The organism is Kitasatospora sp. NBC_01302 (assembly GCF_035976515.1).
Lineage (GTDB): Bacteria > Actinomycetota > Actinomycetes > Streptomycetales > Streptomycetaceae > Kitasatospora.
The window spans coordinates 1,799,908-1,821,371 of the sequence record NZ_CP108404.1 but is presented as its reverse complement, the minus strand read 5'-3'; the positions used below and the strand labels follow the sequence as shown (position 1 = coordinate 1,821,371).

The window sequence follows — 21,464 nt, the reverse complement described above, 5'->3', positions numbered from 1 at the left end:
CCGGGCCCCCGCCACGGGGCACCACGGGGGTACCCGATCGGCTACTGCCGGATCGGCGCACGCCACGGGCGCGGTGAGCAGCGCACGGGCAGCGCCCTAGGGGACGGTTAGGGGTTGAGGGGCCCCTGGGGCCCGACCATCATCTGGCTAGCGAAATGCCATGGGCGAGGTGGCTGCGAACTCCTGCCGGTGAATTCCGTCGAAGCGCGACGTGAGCCGACTGGATGCGTTGAAGAGGTGGGCAATCAGATGTCGAATGAAGAGACGCTTCGTGACTACCTCAAGTGGGTGACCGCCGATCTGGCGCAGACCCGCCAGCGCCTCCAGGAGGTGGAGAGCGCCGACCACGAACCGATCGCCATCATCGGCATGGCCTGCCGCTTCCCCGGCGACGTCGCCTCGCCGGAGGAGCTGTGGCGCCTGGTGCACGAGGGCCGGGACGCCGTCGACGCCTTCCCCGTCAACCGCGGCTGGGACCGCGACGCCATCTACCACCCGGACCCGGACCACCCGGGCACCTCCTACGTCGACGAGGGCGGCTTCCTGCACCGGGCCACCGAGTTCGACCCGGCGTTCTTCGGCATCTCGCCGCGCGAGGCGCTCGCGATGGACCCGCAGCAGCGGCTGCTCCTGACCACCTCCTGGGAGGCGTTCGAGCGGGCCGGCATCGACCCGGCCACCCTGCGCGGCAGCCGCACCGGCGTCTTCGCCGGTGTCATCTACCACAACTACGCCGCCCGCCTGCACGCCGTGCCGGAGGGCGTCGAGGCGTTTCTGGGCACGGGCAGCTCGGCCAGCATCGCCTCGGGCCGGGTCGCCTACACGCTGGGCCTGGAGGGCCCGGCGCTCACCATCGACACCGCCTGCTCCTCCTCGCTGGTCGCCCTGCACCTGGCCTGCCAGTCGCTGCGCCGCGGCGAGTCCACGCTGGCGCTGGCCGGCGGCGTCACCGTGATGTCCACCCCCGAGGCGTTCGTCGACTTCAGCCGCCAGCGGGGTCTTGCCGCCGACGGCCGCTGCAAGGCGTTCGCCGCCGGTGCGGACGGCACCGGCTGGGGCGAGGGCGTCGGCATGCTGCTCGTCGAGCGGCTCTCCGACGCGCGGCGCAACGGGCACCCGGTGCTGGCGATCGTGCGCGGCACCGCCGTCAACCAGGACGGCGCCAGCAACGGCCTGACCGCCCCCAGCGGCCCCTCGCAGCAGCGCGTCATCCGCCAGGCCCTGGCGGACGCCCGGCTGACGCCCCAGCAGGTCGACGCCGTCGAGGCGCACGGCACCGGCACCTCGCTCGGTGACCCGATCGAGGCGCAGGCGCTGCTCGCCACCTACGGCCAGGACCGCCCCGCGGACCGCCCGCTCTGGCTCGGCTCGGTCAAGTCCAACCTCAACCACACCCAGGCCGCCGCGGGCGTCGCCGGTGTGATCAAGATGGTCGAGGCGATGCGCCACGGCGTGCTGCCCCGCACCCTGTACGCCGAGCAGCCCTCGCCGGTGGTCGACTGGACCGCGGGCGCCGTGCGGCTGCTCGCCGCGGAGCAGGCCTGGCCGCAGGGCGAGGAACCGCGCCGCGCCGCCGTCTCCTCCTTCGGCTTCAGCGGCACCAATGCGCACGCCATCCTCGAACAGGCGCCGCCGGCCCACGAGGCCGCCGAGCAGCCCGCGGTGACCGTGCGCACCCCGGTGGTGCCGTGGGTGCTGTCGGGGCGCACCGAGCAGGCGCTGGCCGAGCAGGCCGCCCGGCTGCTCGCCCTGCTGGACGCCGGGCCCGCGGTGGACCCGGTCGACGTGGGCTTCTCGCTGGCCACCACCCGGGCCGCCTTCGAGCACCGGGCCGTCGTGGTCGGCGGCGAGCGCGACGAGCTGCGGCGGGCGGTGGCCGCCCTCGCCCGCGGCGAGGAGAGTGCCGGCGCGCAGCAGGGCAGCACCGGTCCGGTGGGCCGGGTGGCCTTCCTCTTCGCCGGGCAGGGCAGCCAGCGCCTCGGCATGGGCGCCGAACTGTACGACGCCTTCCCGGTGTTCGCCGAGGCCTACGACGCGGCCTGCGCCGAGCTGGACCGCTACCTGGAGCGCCCGCTCAAGGAGGCCGTCGCCGACCCCGAGCTGCTGCACCGGACCGGATACACCCAGCCCGCGCTCTTCGCGATCGAGGTGGCGCTGTTCCGCCTCGTCGAGTCCTGGGGGGTGCGCCCGGACTACCTGGCCGGGCACTCGATCGGTGAGATCGCCGCCGCGCACGTCGCCGGTGTGCTGACCCTCGGCCACGCCGCCGCGCTGGTGGCCGCGCGCGGCCGGCTGATGCAGGCGCTGCCCGCCGGCGGCGCGATGCTGGCGGTGCAGGCCGCCGAGGCCGAGGTGCTCCCGCTGCTCGCGGGCCGCGCGGACGTGGCGATCGCCGCCGTCAACGGGCCTTCGGCCGTGGTGCTCTCGGGCGCCGAGCCGGCCGTCCTGGCGGTGGCCGGGCAGCTCGCGGAGCTGGGCCGCAAGACCAAGCGCCTCACCGTCAGCCATGCCTTCCACTCGCCGCTGATGAGCGGCATGCTCGACACCTTCCGCGCCGTCGCCGAGCGGCTGAGCTACGCCGCGCCGCGGATCCCGATCGTCTCCACCCGCACCGGCCGGCTCGCCACCGCCGAGGAGCTCTGCTCCGCGGACCACTGGGTGCGCCACGTCCGCGAGGCCGTGCGGTTCCAGGACGCCGTGGCCGGCCTGGAGGCCGAGGGCGTGCGCACCTTCCTGGAGCTGGGGCCCGACGGCACCCTCACCGCCCTGGCCCAGGAGTGCGTCACCAAGGAGGCCGTCCTCGCCCCGGCGCTGCGGCCCGGACGCCCGGAGGCCGAGGCGTTCACCGCGGGCCTGGCGCGGCTGTTCGTGCGCGGGGTCCGGCTCGACTGGCCGGCCGTCTTCGCCGGCCGCGGCGCCCGGCGGGTCGACCTGCCCACCTACGCCTTCCAGCACGAGGAGTACTGGATCGACCGCTCGGCCCCGCTGCCGGCCGACGCGCGCGCGATCGGCCTCGGCTCTGCCGACCACCCGCTGCTCGGCGCGGTCGTGGCACTCGCCGACAGCGACGGCTTCTTCTTCTCCGGCCGCCTCGCGGTCGACACCCACCCCTGGCTGGCCGACCACGCGGTGGCCGGCTCGGTGCTGCTGCCCGGCACCGCCTTCGTCGAACTGGCGATGCGGGCCGGCGACCACGTCGGCTGCGACCGGCTGGAGGAGCTGACCCTGGCGGCGCCGCTGGTGCTGCCCGAAACGGGCGGCGTCCAGGTGCAGTTGTGGGTCGGCCGGGCGGAGGCGACCGGGCTGCGCCCGCTGACCGTCTACTCCCGCCCGGAGGACGCCGAGGACGACGAGCCGTGGACCCGGCACGCCGAGGGCCTGCTCGGCACCGGCACCACCACCGCCCTGGCCGGCTTCGAGACCGCCGTCTGGCCGCCCGCCGAGGCCGCCCCGGTCGAGCTCACCGGCTTCTACCAGGCGCTCGCCGAGGCCGACTTCGGCTACGGCCCGGTCTTCCAGGGCCTGCGCGCCGCCTGGGTGCGCGGCGAGGAGGTCTTCGCCGAGGTCGCGCTGCCCGAGTCCGCCGCCGGCGAGGCGGCCGGCTTCGGCCTGCACCCCGCGCTGCTCGACGCGGCCCTGCACGCCGTGGCCCTCACCACCGGGCAGGGCGGCCCCGCACAGGGGCGGCTGCCGTTCTCCTTCACCGGGGTCGTGCTGCACGCGGTCGGCGCCGCCACGCTGCGGGTGCGGATCGCCCCGGCCGGTCCCGACTCCGTCGCGCTCACCGCCGTGGACGCCGCCGGCGCGCTGGTCTCCACCGTCGAGAGCCTGGTGCTGCGCCCGATCGCCCCCGTCCAGCTCCAGGAGGCCGACCGCCTCGCCGCCGCCGTCGCCGAGGCGCTGTTCGAACTCACCTGGACGCCCCTCACGCTGCCCGAGCCCGCCGACGCGCCCGCCGAGCGGCACACCGTCGTCGGCCCCGACCCGCTCGGCCTCGCCGCCGGCCTGCTCGCCGCCGGGCACGGCGTCGACGCACCGCAGAGCCTGGCCGCCCTGGCCGCGCGCCTGGGCACCGACGGCTCCGCGCCCACCACCCTCCACCTGCCGATCGGCGCTGCCGCGGGCTCGGCCGAGGAGGCCCGCACGGCCGTCCAGGAGGTGCTCGCCCGGCTCCAGGAGTGGCTGGCGGAGGAGGCGTTCGCCGATTCCCGCCTGGTGGTGGTGACCCGCGGTGCGGTGGCCGCCCTGCCGGGTGAGGATGTCGCCGATCTGCCGTCGTCGGCGGCGTTGGGCCTGCTGCGCTCGGCGCAGTCGGAGAACCCGGGCCGGATCGTGCTGGTGGACGTCGACGACGCGTCGCTTTCGGCGCTGCCCGGTGCGGTGGAGCTGGGCGAGCCGCAGCTGGCGCTGCGTGCGGGTGCGGCGTATGTGCCGCGTCTGGTGCGGGCTTCGGCGGCCGGTGACGAGGTGTCGCCGGTGCGGCTGGACGCGGAGGGCACGGTGCTGGTGACCGGTGCGACCGGGACGCTGGGTGGTCTCTTCGCGCGGCATCTGGTGAGCGAGTACGGGGCGCGGCGTCTGCTGCTGGTGTCGCGGCGCGGTGAAGCGGCCGAGGGCGCGGCGGAGTTGGCGGCCGGGCTGACCGAACTGGGTGCTTCGGTGCGGTTCGCGGCCTGTGACGTGGCGGACCGGGAGGCGCTGGCCGGGCTGCTCGGATCGCTGGAGCACCCGCTGACCGCCGTGGTGCACACCGCCGGTGTGCTGGACGACGGCATCGTCTCCTCGCTGACGGCGGAGCGGGTCGACGCGGTGCTGCGACCCAAGGTGGACGCGGCCTGGCACCTGCACGAACTGACGAAGCATCAGAACCTTGCCGCGTTCGTGCTCTTCTCCTCCGCCGCCGGGGTGTTCGGCGCGGCCGGGCAGGGCAACTACGCGGCGGCCAACGCCTTCCTGGACGGGCTCGCCGAGCAGCGCCGGGCGGCCGGGCTGCCGGCCACCTCGTTGGCCTGGGGCCTGTGGGCCGGCGGCATGGCCGGAACCCTGGACGAGGCCGACGTCGAGCGGATGACCCGCAACGGCGTCGCCCCGCTCACCGGCGAGCTGGGCCTGGCCCTGTTCGACGCGGCGCTCGTCCGGCCCGCCGCCACCCTGGTGCCGATCCGGCTCGACCAGGCCGGGCTGCGCCACCAGGCCAGGACCGGCCGCCTGCCCGCCGTGCTGGCGGGCCTGGTGCGCACCCCGGTCCGCCGGGTGGCCGCCGCCGGCGGCGCGGGCGGGGACGCCACGCTGGTGCAGCGCCTGCTCGCGCTCACCGAGGAGGAGCAGCAGCGCGCCCTCGTCGAGCTGGTCCGCACCCAGGTCGCCCTGGTGCTGGGCCACGCGGGCGCCCACACCGTCGACCCGGCCAAGGCCTTCCGCGAGATCGGCTTCGACTCGCTGACCTCGGTCGAGCTGCGCAACCGGCTGAACAGCGTGGCCGGGGTCCGCCTGCCGGCCACCGTCGTCTTCGACTACCCGACCCCCGCCGCACTCGCCGGCTACCTGCACACCGAGGCGCTGGGCCTGGGGGAGGCCGCCACCGAGGCCGCCCCCGCGCCGGTCGCCGCCTCGGACGACCCGATCGCCATCGTCGGCATGGCCTGCCGCTACCCGGGCGGGGTGCGCTCGCCCGAGGACCTGTGGCAGCTGATCGCCGCCGGGGCCGACGGCATCTCCGCCTTCCCCACCGACCGCGGCTGGGACGTCGAGAACCTCTACCACCCGGACCCGGACCACCCGGGCACCTCGTACACCAGCGAGGGCGGCTTCCTGCACGGCGCCGGCGACTTCGACCCGGCCTTCTTCGGGATCTCGCCGCGCGAGGCGCTGGCGATGGACCCGCAGCAGCGGCTGCTCCTGGAGACCTCCTGGGAGGCCTTCGAGCGGGCCGGCATTGACCTGGACTCGGTGCGCGGCAGCCGGACCGGCGTCTTCGCCGGGATCATGTACCACGACTACATCACCCGGCTGCCCGCCATCCCGCCGGGCGTCGAGGGCTACCTCGGCACCGGCAACTCGGGCAGCATCGCCTCGGGCCGCGTCTCCTACGTGCTGGGCCTGGAGGGCCCGGCGGTCACCGTCGACACCGCCTGCTCCTCCTCGCTGGTCGCGCTGCACTGGGCGATCCAGGCGCTGCGGACCGGCGAGTGCACGATGGCGCTGGCCGGCGGCGCGACCGTGATGGCCAAGCCCGACACCTTCGTCGACTTCAGCCGCCAGCGCGGCCTGGCCCGCGACGGGCGCTGCAAGTCGTTCTCGGACGACGCGGACGGCACCGGCTGGGCCGAGGGCGCGGGCATGCTGCTGGTCGAGCGGCTCTCCGACGCCCGCCGCCACGGGCACCCGGTGCTCGCGGTCGTGCGCGGCTCGGCGATCAACCAGGACGGCGCGTCCAACGGCCTGACCGCGCCCAACGGGCCGTCCCAGCAGCGGGTGATCCGCCAGGCGCTGGCCTCGGCCGGGCTGACCGGGGACCAGATCGACCTGGTCGAGGCGCACGGCACCGGCACCACCCTCGGCGACCCGATCGAGGCCCAGGCGCTGCTCGCCACCTACGGCCAGGAGCACACCGAGGAGCAGCCGCTCTGGCTCGGCTCGGTGAAGTCCAACCTGGGCCACACCCAGGCGGCGGCCGGTGTCGCGGGCATCATCAAGGTGATCATGGCGATGCGGCACGGGGTGCTGCCGCAGACGCTGCACGTCGGCGAGCCGTCGACGCACGTGGACTGGTCCGCCGGGGCGGTGGAACTGCTCACCGAGGCCCGGGAGTGGCCGCAGGGCGACCGGCCGCGCCGGGCCGGCGTCTCCTCGTTCGGCATCAGCGGCACCAACGCGCACGCCATCATCGAGGAGCCGCCGGCAGTGCCTGTGGCGTCCGTGGCGTCCGCGTCCGTGCTGCCGGTACTGCCTGCCGTGCCTGTGATGCCCGTACTGCCCGTCGTGCTGTCGGCGAAGAGCCCCGAGGCGCTGCGGGCGCAGGCCGAGCGGCTGCGGGAACACCTGCGGGAGCGGCCCGGGACCACCCTGCCCGACCTCGCTTTCTCGCTCGCCACCACCCGCACGGCCTTCGAACACCGCGCGATCCTGCCGATCGCCGAACCCGAGCTGCTCGACGCCGAGTTGGCGTCCTTTGCGGCCGGCGAGCCGGCCGCGGCGTGTGCGGTGCTGGGTGTGGCGGGTTCGGCGGGGCGGACGGCGTTCCTGTTCGCGGGGCAGGGGAGTCAGCGGGCGGGGATGGGGGCGGAGTTGTGTGCTGCGTTCCCGGTGTTCGCCGAGGTCTATGAAGCGGTCCGTGTGGAGTTGGACCGGTACCTGGAGACGCCGCTGGCCGAGGCCGGTGGGCTGCTGGATGAGACGGCGTATACGCAGCCGGCGTTGTTCGCGTTGGAGGTGGCGCTGTTCCGGTTGGTGGAGTCGTGGGGTGTGGTGCCGGACTTCTTGGTGGGGCATTCGATTGGTGAGGTGGCGGCGGCGCATGTGGCGGGGGTGTTGTCGCTGGCGGATGCGGCGCGGTTGGTGGTGGCGCGTGGGCGGTTGATGCAGGCGTTGCCTGCGGGTGGTGCGATGGTGGCGGTGCAGGCGGGCGAGGCGGAGGTGTTGCCGCTGCTGGTGGGGCGTTCGGATGTGGGGATTGCTGCGGTCAACGGGCCTGCTGCTGTGGTGCTTTCGGGTGCCGAGGCGGGGGTGTTGGAGGTTGTGGGTCGGCTGGGTGGCAGGTTCAGGCGGCTGACGGTGAGTCATGCGTTCCATTCGCCGTTGATGGAGCCGATGCTGGCGGAGTTCCGTGCGGTGGTGGCGGGGTTGGCTTTCGGGGAGCCGCGGATCCCGATCGTGTCGACGTTGGACCGGTCGGCGGATCTGGCTTCGGTGGAGTACTGGGTGCGGCATGTCCGTGAGGCGGTGCGGTTCGCCGACGCGATCGCGGTGTTGGAGGCGGAGGGGGTGCGCAGCTTCCTGGAGCTGGGGCCGGACGGCACGCTCTCCGCACTCGGCCAGGCCTGTGTGAGCGCCGAGGACGAGGCGCTGTTCGCTCCTGTGCTGCGCCGTGACCGGGCGGAGGCGGAGACCTTCACCACCGCCCTCGCCCAGCTGCACGTGCGCGGCGTCAAGCTCGACTGGTCGGCCGTCTTCGCGGGCACCGGTGCCCGGCGGATCGACCTGCCCACCTACGCCTTCCAGTACGAGCGCTACTGGCTGGAGGCGCCGCCGATTCCGGTGGGCGAGGCGGCCGTTGCCCTGCTCGGTCTCGACCTGGCCGATCACCCGCTACTGGGCGCCTTCGTCGGCCTGGCCGACGCCGACGGGCTGCTCTTCACCGGGCGGCTCGCGGTGGACACCCACCCCTGGCTGGCCGACCACGCCGTCGGCGAGGTCGTCCTGCTGCCGGGCACGGCCTTCGTGGAGCTGGCGATCCGGGCCGGCGACCAGGTCGGCTGCGACCTGCTGGACGAGCTGACGCTGGAGGCGCCGCTCGTCCTGCCGGAACGCGGTGGCGTTCAGATGCAGGTCGCGGTGGGTGGGCCCGACGAGGCCGGTCGACGTCAACTCTCGGTCCACTCGCGGCTGGAGGACGCGGGACCGGAGGAGCCGTGGACCCGGCACGCGACCGGTGTCCTCGCGGTGGGCGAGCGGGCGGCGTCGTTCGAGCTGACGCAGTGGCCGCCGGCCGGCGCGGAGACGGTGCCGGTCGAGGCGGTCTACCCGAACTTCGAGGCGGCGGGCTTCGGTTACGGTCCGGCCTTCCGTGGGTTGCGGGCGGCCTGGCGGCGTGGTGGTGAGGTGTTCGCCGAGGTGGTGCTGCCGGAGGGGGCTGCTGAGGAGGCGGGTCTGTTCGGTCTGCATCCGGCGTTGTTGGACGCGTCGTTGCATGCGATCGGGCTGATGGGTGGCCTGGTGGCGGAGCCGGGTGAGGGGCGGTTGCCGTTCGCGTGGTCGGGTGTGTCGCTCTTCGCTGCGGGTGCGGTGGAGTTGCGGGTGCGGTTGTCGGCGGTGGGCACGGGTGCGGTGTCGTTGGTGGTGGCCGATGGCACGGGTGCGCCGGTGGCGTCGATCGACTCGCTCGTTCTGCGGCCTTTCTCGGCGGAGCAGTTGGCGGTTGGTGGTGGGCGGTCCGAGGCGTTGTTCCGGACGGAGTGGTCGGGTGTGGCGCTGCCGTCGGCCGGGTCGCTCGGTGCGGTGGCGGTGCTGGGTGAGGACGGCCTCGGGTTCGTGGGGGCCAGGTGTGTGGTGGAGTTGCGCGAGCTGGTCGCGGCGGTGCCGGACACGATCGTGCTGCCTGTGCTGCCGGTGGAGGCTGGGGACGTTGTCGCAGCCACCCATGAGGCTGTGCGCGTTGCCTTGGCGCTGGTGCAGGAGTGGTTGGCGGAGGAGGCGTTCGCCGATTCGCGCCTGGTGGTGGTGACGCGTGGTGCGGTGGCTGCGTTGCCGGGTGAGGACGTGCGTGATCTGCCGTCGGCGGCGGTTCTGGGTCTGTTGCGGTCGGCGCAGTCGGAGAATCCGGGCCGGATCGTGCTGGTGGATGTGGACGATGCTTCGTCGTCCGTGCTGGCGGCGGCCGTGGAGGTGGGTGAGCCGCAGGTGGCGCTGCGTGCGGGGGTGGCGTATGTGCCGCGTCTGGTGCGGGCTTCGGCGGCCGGTGACGAGGTGTCGCCGGTGCGGCTGGACCCGGAGGGCACGGTGCTGGTGACCGGTGCGACGGGGACGCTGGGTGGTCTCTTCGCGCGGCATCTGGTGAGCGAGTACGGGGTGCGTCGGCTGCTGTTGGTGTCGCGGCGCGGTGAAGCGGCCGAGGGTGCGGTGGAGTTGGCGGCCGGGCTGACCGAGCTGGGTGCCTCGGTGCGGTTCGCGGCCTGTGACGTGGCGGACCGGGAGGCCCTTGCGTCGCTGCTCGCCTCGCTGGAGCAGCCGCTGACCGCCGTGGTGCACACCGCGGGTGTGCTGGACGACGGGGTGATCTCGTCCCTGACTCCGGAGCGGCTGGCTGCGGTGCTGCGGCCCAAGGTCGATGCGGCCTGGCACCTGCACGAGCTGACGAAGCATCAGAACCTTGCCGCGTTCATCGTCTTCTCCTCCGCTGCCGGGGTGTTCGGTGCGGCCGGGCAGGGCAACTACGCGGCGGGCAACGCTTTCCTGGACGCGCTCGCCGAGCACCGGCACGCCGCCGGTCTGCCGGCCCTCTCGCTGGCCTGGGGTCTGTGGGCCGAGGACGGCGGGATGGGCGCGGCCCTGGTCCGCTCGGACGTCGAGCGGATGGCGCGCGGCGGAGTCACCGCGCTGACCGCCGAGGACGGCCTGCTGCTCTTCGACGTGTCCGTGCAGGCCCCGGACCCGGTCCTGGTGCCGGTCCAGCTCGATCTCGCGGGCCTGCGCGCCCAGGCCGGGCTCGGCCTGCTGCCGCCGCTGCTGCGCGGCCTGGTCCGGGTGCCGGTGCGGCGCGCGGCGAAGGCGGCGGGCGGCGGTGCCGGATCGGCCCTGGCCCAGCGGCTGCTGGCGCTGCCGGAGGACGAGCGCGAGGCCGCGCTGCTGGCGCTGGTCTGCGCCGAGGTCGCCGCGGTGCTCGGCTACCCCGACCGCGTCTCCGTGGACGGCTCCCGCGCCTTCAAGGAGCTCGGTTTCGACTCGCTGACGGCGGTCGAGCTGCGCAACCGTCTCAACGGAGCCACGGGACTGCGGCTGCCGGCCACCCTGGTCTTCGACTACCCGACCCCGACCGCGCTGGCCGGGCTGCTCGGTGCCGAGCTGCTGGGCGCGCTGCCCGGGGACGGCCTGCCCGCCGTGGTGGCCGCGGCCGTCGACGACGATCCGATCGCGATCGTCGGCATGGCCTGCCGCTTCCCCGGCGGGGTGGCCTCGCCCGAGGACCTGTGGGACCTGGTCGCGGGCGGCCGGGACGCGATCTCCTTCTTCCCCGAGGACCGCGGCTGGGACACCGAGAACCTCTACCACCCGGACCCCGACCACCCCGGAACCTCCTACACCCGCGAGGGCGGCTTCCTGCACGACGCCGGTCACTTCGACCCGGGCTTCTTCGGCATCTCGCCGCGCGAGGCACTGTCGATCGACCCGCAGCAGCGGCTGCTGCTGGAGACCTCCTGGGAGACCTTCGAGCGGGCGGGCATCGACCCGACCTCGCTCAAGGGCAGCCGGACCGGCGTCTTCGTCGGCGTGATGTACAACGACTACGGCGTCGTGCTGCAGCACTCGATCGAGGGCCTGGAGGGCCAGGTCGGCACCGGCTCGACGGGCAGTGTGGCCTCCGGCCGGGTCTCCTACACGCTGGGCCTGGAGGGTCCGGCGGTCACCATCGACACCGCCTGCTCCTCCTCGCTGGTCGCGCTGCACCTGGCGTGCCAGTCGCTGCGCTCGGGCGAGTCGACCCTCGCGCTGGCCGGTGGCGTCACGGTGATGCTGACGCCGGGCACCTTCGTGGAGTTCAGCCGCCAGCGCGGGCTGGCGACGGACGGGCGCTGCAAGGCCTTCTCGGACGACGCGGACGGCACCGGCTGGGGCGAGGGCGTCGGCATGCTGCTGGTCGAGCGGCTCTCCGACGCGCGGCGCAACGGGCACCAGGTGCTGGCCGTGGTGCGCGGCTCCGCGGTCAACCAGGACGGTGCGTCCAACGGACTGACGGCGCCGAACGGTCCGTCCCAGCAGCGGGTGATCCGCCAGGCGCTGGCCAATGCGCGCCTGACGCCGGCCCAGGTCGACGCGGTGGAGGCGCACGGCACCGGCACCTCGCTGGGCGACCCGATCGAGGCCCAGGCGCTGCTCGCCACCTACGGTCAGGAGCACACCGAGGACCGGCCGCTCTGGCTCGGCTCGGTCAAGTCCAACCTCGGCCACACCCAGGCGGCGGCGGGCGCGGCCGGTGTGATCAAGATGGTGATGGCGATGCGGCACGGGGTGCTGCCGCAGACGCTGCACGTCGGCGAGCCGTCGACGCACGTGGACTGGTCCGCCGGAGCGGTGGAGCTGCTGAGCCGGGCCCAGGAGTGGCCGCAGACGGGCGAGCCGCGCCGCTCCGCGGTCTCCTCCTTCGGGATCAGCGGCACCAACGCGCATATCCTGCTGGAGCAGGCGCCCGCCGGCGAGGCGGCGCCGGCGCCGAGGCCGGCCGAGCGCATGCCCGTGCTGCCGTGGGTGCTGTCGGCGCGCACGGCGCAGGGGCTGCGCGGACAGGCCGAGCGGCTGCTGGCCCAGCTGGACGCCGAGCCGGCGCTCAACCCGGTCGACGTCGGCTTCTCCCTGGCCACCGGCCGGGCCGCCCTGGAGCACGGGGCCGTGCTGGTCGGCGGCGACCGTGCGGAACTGCGTGACGCGCTGGCGGCGCTGTCGCGCGGCGAGTCGGCGGCGCGGGCCGTGGCCGGGCGTGCGGGCACGGCGGGGCGGACGGCGTTCCTCTTCGCGGGGCAGGGCAGCCAGCGCCTCGGCATGGGCGCCGAACTCCACGCCGCCTACCCGGTGTTCGCCGCGGCCTACGACGCCGCCACCGCCGAGCTGGACCGGCACCTGGCGGTGCCGCTGGCCGAGGCCGGTGCGCTGCTCGACGAGACGGCGTACACCCAGCCCGCGCTCTTCGCCCTCGAAGTCGCGCTCTTCCGCCTGGTCGAATCCTGGGGCCTGCGACCGGACTTCCTGGCCGGGCACTCGATCGGTGAGCTGGCCGCCGCGCACGTCGCGGGCGTCCTCTCGCTCGCCGACGCCGCCAGGCTGGTGGCCGCCCGCGGCCGGCTGATGCAGCAGCTGCCCGCCGGTGGCGCCATGGTGGCCGTCCAGGCCGCCGAAGCGGAGGTGCTGCCGCTGCTCGCCGACCGCTCCGACGTCGGTATCGCGGCCGTCAACGGGCCGACCTCCGTGGTGCTTTCGGGCACCGAGGCGGCGGTGCTGGAGCTGGCCGGGCAGCTGGGTGGCAAGTCCAGGCGGCTGACCGTGAGCCATGCGTTCCACTCGCCGCTGATGGAGCCGATGCTCGCCGAGTTCCGCGCGGTGGTATCGGAGTTGGCCTTCCACGAACCGCGGATCCCGATCGTCTCCACGCTCGACCAGGACGCCGACCCCACCACGGTCGACCACTGGGTGCGCCACGTCCGCGAGGCCGTCCGCTTCGCCGACGCGATCGCGGCGCTGGAGGGCCACGGCGTCCGCACCTTCCTGGAGCTGGGCCCGGACGGCACGCTCTCCGCGCTCGGCCAGGCCTGCGCGAGCGTCGAGGACGAGGTGCTCTTCACGCCCGTGCTGCGCCGTGACCGCGCGGAGGCGGAGACGTTCACCACCGCCCTCGCCCAGTTGCACGTGCGCGGCGCCAAGGTCGACTGGCCGGCGCGCTTCGCCGGGCTCGGCGCCCACCGGGTGGGTCTGCCGACCTATGCCTTCCAGCACGAGCGCTTCTGGCCCCGGCCGCTGACCGGCTGGGTCGGTGACGTCGCGTCGGCCGGTCTCGGCTCGGCGGATCACCCGCTGCTCGGTGCCTCGCTGGCGCTCGCGGATGCCGACGGCCACCTGTTCACCGGTCGGCTCGCGGTCGAGGCGAAGCCCTGGCTGGCCGACCACGCGATCGCGGGCAGCGTGGTGCTGCCGGGCACCGCTTTCGTGGAGCTGGCGATCCGGGCCGGCGACCAGGTCGGCTGCGGCCTGCTGGACGAGCTGATGCTGGAGGCTCCGCTCGTCCTGCCGGCGAAGGGCGGCGTTCAGGTGCAGCTGTGGGTCGGCACACCGGACGAGGCGGGCCGGCGCAGCGTCAGCATGTACTCGCGTGCCGAGGACGCGCCGTTCGGCGAGCCCTGGATGCGGCACGCGACGGGTGTGCTGGCGGTGGGTGAGCGGGTGGCGTCGTTCGAGTTGGCGCAGTGGCCGCCGGCGGGTGCCGAGGAGGTCGCGGTCGACGCGGTCTATCCGGGCTTCGAGGCGGCGGGCTTCGGGTACGGTCCGGCGTTCCGGGGGTTGCGGGCGGCCTGGCGGCGCGGCGAGGAGCTGTTCGCCGAGGTGGCGCTGCCGGCGGAGGTCGTCGAGGAGGCGGGCCTGTTCGGTCTGCATCCGGCGCTGCTGGACGCGACCCTGCATGCGATCGGGCTGGGCGGGCTGCTGGAGGACACCGGACAGGGGCGGTTGCCGTTCGCCTGGTCGGGTGTCTCGCTCTTTGCCGCCGGTGCGGCCGAGGTGCGGGTGCGGCTGGCGGCGGCGGGCCCGGACGCGGTGTCGCTGGCGGTGGCGGACGGGTCGGGTGCGCCGGTGGCGTCGATCGACTCGCTCGTGCTGCGGCCCTTCTCGGCCGAGCAGTTGGCGGGCCACGGGGACCGGCACGATGCGCTGTTCCGGCCCGACTGGACGCGGGTCGCCCTGTCGTCGTCGGAGTCGCCCGGTTCGGTCGCGGTGCTCGGTGCGGATCGTCTCGGGCTCGCGGGGGCCAGGTGCGTCGCGGAGTTGAGCGAGCTGGTCCCGGCAGCGCCGGACACCGTCGTGCTGCCGCTCCTGCCGCTCCTGCCGACCGATGCCGTGGATGTCGTCGCGGCCACGCATGAGGCGGTGCGCCGCACGCTGGGGCTGGTCCAGGAGTGGCTGGCGGAGGAGGCGTTCGCGGGCTCCCGGCTGGTGGTGGTGACCCGGGGCGCGGTGGCCGGTACCACCGAGCACAGCGTGGCCGATCTGCCGTCGGCGGCGGTGCTCGGTCTGCTGCGGTCGGCGCAGTCGGAGAACCCGGGCCGGATCGTGCTGATCGACATGGACGACCTGTCGCTGGCCGCGCTGCCCGGTGCGATCGACGCGGGCGAGCCGCAGCTGGCGTTGCGGGAGGGCCGGGCGTTCGCGGCGCGGTTGGCGCGGGTGGTGGTGGCCGAGGCCGAGGCGCCGGTGCTGGATCCGGCGGGCCTGGTGCTGCTCACGGGTGCGACGGGTTCGCTGGGTGGTCTGGTGGCCCGGCATCTGGTGGCGGAGTACGGTGCGCGGCGCTTGCTGCTGGTCTCACGTCGTGGCGGAGCAGCCCCCGGGGCTGCCGAGTTGGCGGCCGGGCTGGCGGAGCTGGGTGCTTCGGTGGAGTTCGTGGCCTGCGATGTCGCGGACCGGGAGGCCCTTGCGTCGCTGCTCGGTTCGCTGGAGCAGCCGCTGACTGCCGTGGTGCACACCGCGGGTGTGCTGGACGACGGGGTGATCTCCTCGCTGACTCCGGAGCGGCTGGCTGCGGTGCTGCGGCCGAAGGTGGATGCTGCTTGGCATCTGCACGAGCTGACGAGGCATCAGGATCTGTCCGCGTTCGTGGTCTTCTCCTCCGCTGCCGGTGTGTTCGGCAATGCGGGGCAGGCCAACTATGCGGCGGCGAACAGTTTCCTGGACGCACTCGCTCAGCACCGTCGGGCGGCGGGGCTGCCGGCGGTGTCGTTGGCCTGGGGTCTGTGGGCCGAGGACGGCGGTATGGCCGGGGAGTTGGGTGCGGCCGAGGTCGAGCGGATGGCGCGCGGCGGTGTGCTGCCGCTCTCCGCGGCCGAGGGGCTGGCGCTGCTGGACGCCTCGGTGCGCTCGGGTGATCCGGTACTGGTGCCGGTCCGTCTTGAGCAGGCCGGTCTGCGGGAGCGGGCCGAGGCGGGGATGCTGCCGCCACTGCTGCGCGGCCTGGTCCGGGCGCCGATGCGGCGCACCGTCGAGGCCGTCAGCGGTGCCGCTGCGTCGGCGCTGGCCCAGCGGCTCGCGGCCGTGGCCGAGACCGAGCGGGCGGCGGTGCTGCTGGAGCTGGTCCGCGCCGAGGTCGCGGCGGTGCTCGGCTACACCGGGCCGGATGCGGTGGAGGCCGACCGGGCCTTCAAGGACCTGGGCTTCGACTCGCTGACGGCGGTCGAGCTGCGCAACCGGCTCAACGGGGTGACGGGTCTGCGGCTGCCGGCCACGCTGGTCTTCGACTACCCGACGCCGACCGCGCTCGCGGGGCTGCTCGGTGCCGAGCTGCTGGGCGCGCGGCCCGAGGACGGCGAGCCGTCCGTGCCGGCGGCGGCCGTCGACGACGATCCGATCGCGATCGTCGGCATGGCCTGCCGCTTCCCCGGCGGGGTGACCACGCCGGAGGGCCTGTGGGACCTGGTGGCCGGTGGCCGGGACGCGGTCTCGTTCTTCCCCGAGGACCGGGGCTGGGACACCGAGAACCTCTACCACCCGGACCCCGACCACCCCGGCACCTCCTACACCCGGGAGGGCGGCTTCCTGCACGAGGCAGGGCTCTTCGACCCCGGCTTCTTCGGCATCTCGCCGCGCGAGGCGCTCTCGATGGACCCGCAGCAGCGGCTGCTGCTGGAGACCTCCTGGGAGGCGTTCGAGCGGGCGGGCATCGACCCGACCTCGCTCCGGGGCAGCCGGACCGGCGTCTTCGTGGGTGTGATGTACAACGACTACGGCGCGCTGCTCCAGCAGTCCGTGGAGGCGATGGAGGGCCAGGTCGGCACCGGGGCCTCGGGCAGTGTGGCCTCGGGCCGGGTCTCCTACACGCTGGGCCTGGAGGGTCCGGCGGTCACCATCGACACCGCCTGCTCCTCGTCACTGGTCGCGCTGCACCTGGCCTGCCAGTCGCTGCGCTCGGGCGAGTCGACGCTGGCGCTGGCCGGTGGCGTCACGGTGATGCTGACGCCGGGCACCTTCGTGGAGTTCAGCCGCCAGCGCGGGCTGGCCGCCGACGGGCGGTGCAAGCCGTTCTCGGACGACGCGGACGGCACCGCCTGGGGCGAGGGCGTCGGCATGGTGCTGGTGGAACGCCTGTCGGACGCACGGCGCAACGGGCACCAGGTGCTGGCCGTGGTGCGCGGCTCCGCGGTCAACCAGGACGGTGCCTCCAACGGACTGACGGCGCCGAACGGGCCGTCCCAGCAGCGCGTGATCAAGCAGGCGCTGGCCAGTGCGCGTCTGACCCCGGCCCAGGTCGACGCGGTGGAGGCGCACGGGACCGGCACCACCCTCGGCGACCCGATCGAGGCCCAGGCGCTGCTGGCCACCTACGGCCGCGAGCACACCGCGGAGCAGCCGCTCTGGCTCGGTTCGGTGAAGTCCAACCTCGGGCACACCCAGGCCGCCGCCGGTGCCGCCGGGATCATCAAGATGGTGCAGGCGATGCGCCACGGCGTGCTGCCGCAGACGCTGCACGTCGGCGAGCCGTCGACGCACGTGGACTGGTCGGCGGGCGCGGTGGAACTGCTGAGCGAGGCCCGGGACTGGCCGCAGACGGGCGAGCCCCGCCGGGCGGCGGTCTCCTCCTTCGGTTTCAGCGGGACCAACGCGCACATCATCCTGGAGCAGGCGCCGGACGCCGAGCCGGCGCCCGAGCCCGCCGACGAGGCCCCGGCCGCACCCGTCGTCGTCGGACACCCGCCGCTGCTGCTCTCCGGCCGCACGCCGGAGGCGCTGCGCGGCCAGGCCGGGCGACTGCTCGCCCACCTGGACGCCGAGCCGGCGCTCGACCCGGTCGACGTCGGTTACTCGCTGGTGACGACGCGCACGGTGCTGGAACACCGCGCGGCGGTCCTGGGCGGCAATCGCGAGGAGCTGCGCCGCGGCCTGGCGGCGCTGTCGCGCGGCGAGTCGGCGGCGCGGGTCGTCATCGGCGGCGCCGGTTCGGCGGGCCGCAGCGCGGTCCTGTTCACCGGCCAGGGCAGCCAGCGCGCCGGGATGGGCGCCGAACTCCGCGCCGCTTTCCCGGTGTTCGCCGCGGCGTACGACGCGGTCCGCGTCGAGCTGGACCGGCACCTGGAGACGCCGCTGGCCGAGGCCGATGCCCTGCTCGACCAGACCGCCTACACCCAGCCGGCACTCTTCGCGCTCGAAGTCGCGCTCTTCCGTCTCGTCGAATCGTGGGGTGTGCGGCCGGACTTCCTGGCGGGGCACTCGATCGGTGAGCTGGCCGCCGCGCACGTCGCGGGCGTTCTCTCGCTGTCCGATGCCGCCAAGCTGGTGGCCGCCCGTGGCCGATTGATGCAGGCGCTGCCCGCGGGTGGTGCGATGGTGGCGGTGCAGGCGGGCGAGGAGGAGCTGCTGCCGCTGCTGGCCGACCGCTCCGACGTGGGGATCGCCGCCGTCAACGGGCCTTCGGCCGTGGTGCTTTCGGGTGCCGAGCCGGCGGTGCTGGAGCTGGCCGAGAAGCTGGACCGCAGGACGAAGCGGCTCACCGTCAGCCACGCGTTCCACTCGCCGCTGATGGAGCCGATGCTGGCGGAGTTCCGCGCGATCGCCGCCCAACTGACCTTCCACGCCCCGACGATCCCGATCGTCTCCACGCTCGACCAGGGCGCCGACCTGACCGACCCCGAGTACTGGGTGCGCCACGTCCGCGAGGCCGTCCGCTTCGCCGACGCGATCACGGCGCTGGAGGGCCAGGGCGTCCGCACCTTCCTGGAACTGGGCCCCGACGGCACCCTCAGCGCGCTGGCGCAGGCCTGCGTGAGCGCCGAGGACGAGGCCCTGTTCACGCCCGTGCTGCGCCGTGACCGCGCGGAGGCGGAGACGTTCACCACCGCCCTCGCCCAGTTGCACGTGCGCGGCGCCAAGGTCGACTGGCCCGCACTCTTCACCGGACTCGGAGCCCAACGCGTCGACCTGCCGACCTACGCCTTCCAGCAGGAGAACTTCTGGCCCCGGGTCCGTGCGGGCCTGGTGGGCGATGTCGCCTCGGCCGGTCTGGGGGCAGCCGACCACCCGCTGCTGGGTGCCTCGTTGGCGCTCGCGGACGGCGACGGCCACGTCTTCACCGGGCGGCTCGCGGTGGACAGCCACCCGTGGCTGGCCGACCACGCGGTGGCCGGCACGGTGCTGCTGCCGGGCACCGCCTTCGTGGAGCTGGCGATCCGGGCCGGCGACCAGGTCGGCTGCAGCGTGGTGGAGGAACTGACCCTGGAGGCGCCGCTGGTGCTGCCGGCCAAGGGTGCGGTGCAGGTCCAGGTGACCGTTGCCGCGCCGGACGAGAGCGGTCGGCGCGGGGTCGGCCTGTACTCGCGGGCCGAGGACGCCGAACCGGACCAGCCGTGGACCCGGCACGCCAACGGCCTGCTGGCGGTCGATGCCGCCGAGGCGCGGGTCGGGCTGCCCGGCGACCTGACCCAGTGGCCGCCGACCGGTGCGCAGCCGGTGGCCGTCGACGGCCTGTACGACGGCTTCGCGACGGCCGGCTTCGGCTACGGCCCGGTGTTCCAGGGGCTGCGGGCGGCCTGGCGGCGCGGTGACGAGCTGTTCGCCGAGGTCGCGCTCCCCGAGGGCAGCCGGGCGGAGGCGGGCCACTTCGGTCTGCATCCGGCGCTGCTGGACGCCACCTTGCACGCGATCGCGCTCGGTGGCCTGCTGGAGGACACCGGCCAGGGGCGGTTGCCGTTCGCCTGGTCGGGTGTCTCGCTCTTCGCCACCGGCGCGGCCGAGGTGCGGGTGCGGCTGGCGGCGGCGGGTCCGGATGCGGTGTCGCTGACGGTGGCGGACGGGTCGGGTGCGCCGGTGGCGTCGATCGACTCGCTCGTCCTGCGGGCCTTCTCGCCCGAGCAGTTGGCGGGCAGCGGCGGTCGGCACGAGGCGCTCTTCCGACCGGAGTGGACGGGCGTGGCGCTGCCGTCGGCCGGCTCGCTCGGTGCGGTCGGGGTGCTCGGTGCGGACGGCCTCGGGCTGGCGGGCGCGGAGTGCTTCGACGACCTGGAGGGACTGGGCGGGATCGTGCCGGACACGGTCGTCGTGCCGCTCCTGCCGACCGGCGCCGTCGATGGCGCCGCGGCCACCCATGCGGCTCTGCACCGCACGCTGGCGCTGGTGCAGGAGTGGCTGGCGGAGGAGGCGTTCGCCGGCTCCCGGCTGGTGGTGGTGACGCGCGGTGCGGTGGCCGTCAGCGCCGAGGAGGACGTCACGGATCTGCCGTCGGCGGCGGTGCTCGGTCTGCTGCGGTCGGCGCAGTCGGAGAACCCGGGCCGGATCGTGCTGGTGGACGTGGACGACGCGTCGCTGTCCGTGCTGCCCGGTGCGCTGGCCGCCGGTGAGCCGCAGCTGGCGTTGCGGGAGGGCCGGGCGTTCGCGGCGCGGTTGGCGCGGGTGCCGGTGGCGGCCGGGGCCGAGCTGCCGGTGCTGGATCCGGCGGGCCTGGTGCTGCTCACGGGTGCGACGGGTTCGCTGGGTGGTCTGGTGGCCCGGCATCTGGTGGCGGAGTACGGTGCGCGGAGTCTGCTGCTGGTCTCGCGTCGTGGCGGAGCAGCCCCCGGGGCTGCCGAGTTGGCGGCCGGGCTGGCGGAGCTGGGTGCTTCGGTGCGGTTCGCGGCCTGTGACGTCGCGGACCGGGGGGCCCTTGCGTCGCTGCTCGGTTCGCTGGAGCAGCCGCTGACCGCGGTGGTGCACACCGCGGGTGTGCTGGACGACGGGTTGATCTCCTCGCTGACTCCGGAGCGGCTGGCTGCGGTGCTGCGGCCGAAGGTGGATGCGGCCTGGCATCTGCACGAGCTGACGAGGCATCAGGATCTGTCCGCGTTCGTGGTCTTCTCCTCCGCTGCCGGTGTGTTCGGCAATGCGGGGCAGGCCAACTATGCGGCGGCGAACAGTTTCCTGGACGCACTTGCTCAGCACCGTCGGGCGGCGGGGCTGCCGGCGGTGTCGTTGGCCTGGGGTCTGTGGGCCGAGGACGGCGGTATGGCGGGGGAGTTGGGTGCGGCCGAGGTCGAGCGGATGGCGCGCGGCGGTGTGCTGCCGCTCTCCGCGGCCGAGGGGCTGGCGCTGCTGGACGCCTCGCTCGGTGCTGGTGATCCGGTGCTGGTGCCGGTCCGTCTTGAGCAGGCCGGTCTGCGGGAGCGGGCCGAGGCGGGGATGCTGCCGCCGCTGCTGCGCGGCCTGGTGCGCGGCGTCGCCGTCCGCCGTGCGGTGGAGGCGAGCGGACCGTCGCTCGCCCAGCGGCTGGCGGGCGTGGCCGAGGAGGACCGCGAGGCGGTCGTGCTGGAGCTGGTCTGCGGTGAGGTGGCGGCGGTGCTCGGCTATGCCGGCCCGCACGCGGTGGAGGCCGACCGGGCCTTCAAGGACCTGGGCTTCGACTCGCTGACGGCCGTCGAGCTGCGCAACCGGCTCAACGGGGTGACGGGTCTGCGGCTGCCGGCCACCCTGGTCTTCGACTACCCGACCCCGATGGCCCTGGTCGACCTGCTGCGGGCGGAGGTGGTGCCCGACCCGGCGCAGGCCGTCGCACCGCTGCTCGACGAGCTGGACCGGCTGGAGGCCGCCCTGCTGGGGACGGCACCGGACACCGAGGCCCACCTGCGGGTCGCCAACCGCCTGCAGGCCCTGCTCACCCGGTGGAACGACCAGCAGGCCCCCGCCGCGGACGCCGAGGTGGCCGAGCAGCTCGACGAGGCCAGCGACGACGACCTGTTCGACTTCATCGGCAAGGAATTCGGCATCTCCTGATCGCCGCCCGCTTTTGTCGCAACATCCCGAGAGGTGACCTGACA

The 21,464-nt window shown here is 74.6% G+C and carries 1 protein-coding gene; it reads left to right on the top strand.

Features of this window, described 5'->3' with window-relative positions; translation table 11 throughout:
- The first annotated feature begins 249 nt into the window (after positions 1-249).
- A complete protein-coding gene (locus tag OG294_RS07455) occupies positions 250-21,420 on the top strand; it encodes a type I polyketide synthase (protein ID WP_327065628.1) in 21,171 nt (7,056 codons plus the stop codon).
- Positions 21,421-21,464 lie beyond the last annotated feature (44 nt).

Excerpts from the sequence above, each read along its gene's own strand:
- OG294_RS07455 (WP_327065628.1), top strand. The coding sequence starts at position 250 with ATGTCGAATGAAGAGACGCTTCGTGACTACCTCAAGTGGGTGACCGCC.